Genomic DNA, 4,114 nt, shown 5'->3' with positions numbered 1-4,114 from the left:
GCAAGCCGGCACCGCCGCAACCGCCCGATGCGCCGCCACCGCCGAAGGCCAGCGCATTGCGCAGCGCCATCGCCCAGCCGCTGGACCGCGCCAGGCAGACCCAGGCCACGCTCGACCGTGCCGCGGCCGCGCAGAACGCCGCGCTCGACGCCGCGACCGCGCAATGAACAACGCCGGCCACGGGGGCCGGCGTTGCAGGAAGCAGGCGACGCGCTCGCAAGAGCGCGCCGCTGCCGGCGCAGGGCCGGCTTACAGACCGCAGAAGCAGTAGGCCAGCGCCTTCACCGGTGCGCCCGGACGGGTGTCGGCCGCGTCCTTGACGAAGCGCAGCTGGGTGTCCAGTTCCGGCAGGCTGCGCGCCAGCAGGGCGTGGCCCAGCGCCGAGTCGCTCAGCATCCACACGCCCAGGCGGCTGCCGGCGAACCCGCTGACGAACTGCGCGAACGGCGTGGCCGGCTTCTCGACGTAGCGCACCCGGTACTTGTCCGGGCCGCCCAGCTTGGCGCGCGCGGCGGCATCGGCCACCGCGTCCTTGAAGCCGCCGAACGCGTCCACCAGCCCGCGCTCCTTGGCCTGCGCACCGCTCCAGACGCGGCCGCGCGCGACCTGGTCGATGGCCTCGACCGACTTGCCGCGCGCCTGCGCGACCTTGCCGGTGAAGTCGGCATAACCTTTGTTGATCACCGACTGGATCAGTTGGCCCACCGCCGGATCCATCGGCCGGGTCATGTCGAAGGCGCCGGCGAAGCGGGTGGTGCCCACGCCGTCGGTGTGCACGCCGATCTTGTCCAGGGTGCGGGTGATGTTGGGGATCATGCCGAAGATGCCGATCGAGCCGGTGATCGTCGACGGATCGGCGTAGATGCGATCGGCGTTCATGCTGATCCAGTAGCCGCCGGACGCGGCCAGGTCGCCCATCGACACCACCACCGGCTTGCCAGCGGCCTTCAGCGCCACCACCTCGCGGCGGATCTGCTCGGAGGCGAACACTTCGCCGCCGGGCGAATCCACGCGCAGCACCACCGCCTTGACCGCGTCGTCGTCGCGCGCCTGGCGCAGCAGCGCCGCGGTCGACTCGCCGCCGATGCGGCCGGCCGGCTGTTCGCCGCCGCTGATCTCGCCCGCGGCGACCACCACCGCCACCTGCGGACGCGAGTCCACCGGCGAACGGCGCAGGTCCAGCTGCTGCAGGTAGCCGTCCAGGTCGACGTTGCGATAGCCGGTGTCGGCATCGTCGTCGGCCACGCCACGCTTGGCCAGCAGCTGCTCGACGTCCTCGCGGGTCTTCAGGCCGTCCACCAGTTTCTGCTGCAGGGCGAACTTGGCCAGGTCGCCGCCGGCGGCGGCCACGCCCTCGGGCATGGTGTCGATGCCGGCATTGATCTGCTCAGGCGCCAGCTTGCGCGCCTTGGCGATGTCGGCCACGTAGCGCTGCCACACATCGTTCATCCAGAACAGGTCGGCTTCCTTGGACGCCGCCGAGGCCGCGTCGAGCACGTACGGCTCGGCGGCGGACTTGTATTCGCCGACCTTGAACAGGTGCACGTCCACGCCGAGCTTGTCCTGCAGGCCCTCGCGGAAGTACTGGCGGTAGCGGCCCAGGCCTTCCAGGGTCATCGAGCCCATCGGGTCCAGGTAGACCTCGTTGGCCTGCGCGGCCAGCAGGTACTGCCACTGATTCAGATTGTCGCTGTAGGCGACGATCTGCTTGCCGGAGCTGCGCAGGTCCTGCAGCGCCTTCTCCACCTCGCGCATCGAGGCGAAGCCGCTGGGCTGCAGCTTGTCCAGGCGTAGCGCCACGCGCTCGATCTTCGGATCGGTCTTGGCCGCCTCGATCGCGCGCACCAGGTCGCGCAACTGGATCTCCTGCGCGCCCTTGTCGTTCATCGCCTTGGCCAGCGCGCGGCTGACCGGGTCGGCGCTGAACTGCTCGACCAGCTTGCCTTCCGGCGCGATCAGCAGCGTGGTGCGGTCGCGCAGCGCCTTGCCGCCGTCGCCGCGCGCCATGGCGAACACCATCGCCAGCAGGATCAGCAACAGGAAACCGAAGAACACCAGGTTGAAGATCAACCGGCGGGTGAAGTTCATCACATCCCACAGGCCGACGAAGAAGTTGGCGACGGGGCTGCGACGCACGGGTTGGTTCATGGAAAGCTCCGAAAGGAAGGCGTCTTGCGCCTGCGCAGCATACCGGCTGCGTCAGGCGCCGCACATGCGTCTGAAGTCAGGGGGCCGCCGGCGCGGCCAGCAGCCGCGCGCTGCTCCAGCGGAAGCGCGCACCCATCATCACCGCGGCCGCGGTCAGCCCCAGGATCAGGCCGATCCACATGCCCTGCGGTCCCCAGCCCAGCCACAGGCCGAGGCCGGCGCCCAGCGGCATGCCCAAGCCCCAGTAGGAGCACAGGGCCAGCAACATCGGCACGCGGGTGTCCTTGAGGCCGCGCAGCGCGCCAGCCGACAGCACCTGCACGCCATCGGGGAACTGGAAGGTGGCCGCGTACAGCAGCAGCGTGGAGGCCAGCGCCGCCACCGCCAGATCGCTGGTGTAGACGCCGACGATGGCGTCGTGGCCGACCAGCAGCACCAGCGCCGACAGCGCCTGGGTGCCGAGCACGATCGCATAGCCGGCCCAGGCCGCGCCGCGCACGCCTACCGCGTCGCCGGCACCGGCGGCGCGGCCGACCCGCACCGTGGTCGCCTCGGCCACGCCCATCGGCACCATGAAGCACAGCTGCGCCACGTTGATCGCGATCTGGTGCGCCGCCGCCGGCACCTCGCCGAGCCGCGCGATCAGCAGCGCGGTGACGATGAACAGGCCGCCTTCCATCAGGATGGTCACGCCGATCGGCAGCCCGGTCTTGAGCAGCCCGACGATCGCGCGCAGGTCCGGCGCCTCGAACCGCGCGAACAGGCGCAACGGCGCAAAGCGCCTGGACCGCGCCAGGTAGATGGCGAAGCACAGCGCCTGCGCCCACATCATGATCGCCGAGGCCATGCCCAGGCCACCGGCGCCGTGCTCGCGCAGGCCCCACAGGCCGAAGGTCAGCGCATAGCCGAGCGGCGCCAGCAGCAGCAGGCCGCCGAAGCCGAGCAGCATGGTCGGCAGGGTCCAGTGCATGCCTTCGCTGAGGTAGCGCATGCAGAAGTACAGCACCAGCGCCGGCACGCCCCAACGGATCGCAAGCAGGAAGTCGCGCGCGCCGGGCACGATCTCCGGGGCGATGCCCAGTTGCGGCAGCGCCATCGGCATCACGCTGAGGAACGCGAACATCAGCAGGCCCAGGCCGAGCGACAGCCACAGCGCCTGGCGGAACAGCGGCCCGATCTGCGCATGGCGCTTGGCGCCGTCGAGCTGCGACACCGAGGCGGTCAGGGCGATCAGGGTGCCGATCGGGATCATCATCGGCAGCCACAGCAGCGCGGTGCCGACCGTCACCGAGGCCAGCGTGCGGGTGCCGTGGTGGCCGGCGATCACGTTGTCGACGAAGCTGATCAGGCCGGTGGAGACGTGCCCCAGGACCAGCGGCAGGGCGAGCTGCGCGGTGGTGCGCAGTTCGCGGCCCCGGACCGAGGCCGGGGTGGAAGACGAAAACATTGCAAGACTCTGGCGATCCCGCCGACTGCGGCCGCGCAGACAGCGCCGGCACCGGGTGGCGGAGGCCGGGCATTCTACCCGCTGCGGCGGATGACTGCAGGAAAGCCGGGACCCGGGGCCCGGGACCGGGGACCCGGAAAGCCAGAGCGCCCGAAGCGACTCAACGTGCGGCGCGCTGCTTCAGCCAGGCACCACGGCTGTCGGCGCCCTGCGCCAGCAGGTCGCGGCGCAAGGCGGCACGGTCCTGCGGCGGGGTGCGTTGCGACAACAGCGCCAGATGCTCGCGCTGGTCCGCCGGCAGGCCGCGCAACAGGCCCAGCAGTGCCTGCCGCTGCGCCTCCGGGACGTAGCCCAGCAGCGGCTGCAGCGCCCAGAACTCGGCACCCAGTTCCGGGCCGAGCAACCAGCCGTGGCGCTCCAGGGCGTCCATCTCGGCGAACTGCGCATGCAGGCTGTGCTGCTGCTCGATCGGCAGACCGGCGAAGGCCGTGGCGACCTGACGCAGCCGCGCCTGCGCCG

General features: G+C 71.1%; 3 protein-coding genes. All 3 read right to left on the bottom strand.

Annotated features, from left to right (window positions below; all coding sequences use genetic code 11):
- Positions 1-249 precede the first annotated feature (249 nt).
- Entirely contained in the window at positions 250-2,148 is a 1,899-nt protein-coding gene (sppA, locus tag D180_RS05380; RefSeq protein ID WP_017911991.1) for a signal peptide peptidase SppA, read from the bottom strand.
- Between the two features lie 76 nt (positions 2,149-2,224).
- Complete coding sequence (locus tag D180_RS05375; RefSeq protein WP_017911990.1) at positions 2,225-3,595, bottom strand: MATE family efflux transporter; 1,371 nt, start codon at positions 3,593-3,595, stop codon at positions 2,225-2,227.
- A gap of 160 nt (positions 3,596-3,755) precedes the next feature.
- Positions 3,756-4,114: hypothetical protein (locus tag D180_RS05370; protein ID WP_017911989.1), on the bottom strand; the 359-nt coding region annotated here is incomplete at its 5' end.

Source organism: Xanthomonas sp. SHU 166, from assembly GCF_000364685.1.
In the GTDB taxonomy this organism is placed as follows: Bacteria; Pseudomonadota; Gammaproteobacteria; order Xanthomonadales; family Xanthomonadaceae; genus Xanthomonas_A; species Xanthomonas_A sontii.
Note: the sequence above shows the minus strand (reverse complement) of the source record. Positions and strands in the feature narration are given on the sequence as shown.

Coding starts and splice junctions, on each gene's coding strand:
- D180_RS05375 (WP_017911990.1), bottom strand. CDS start 3,595: ATGTTTTCGTCTTCCACCCCGGCCTCGGTCCGGGGCCGCGAACTGCGC.
- sppA (WP_017911991.1), bottom strand. CDS start 2,148: ATGAACCAACCCGTGCGTCGCAGCCCCGTCGCCAACTTCTTCGTCGGC.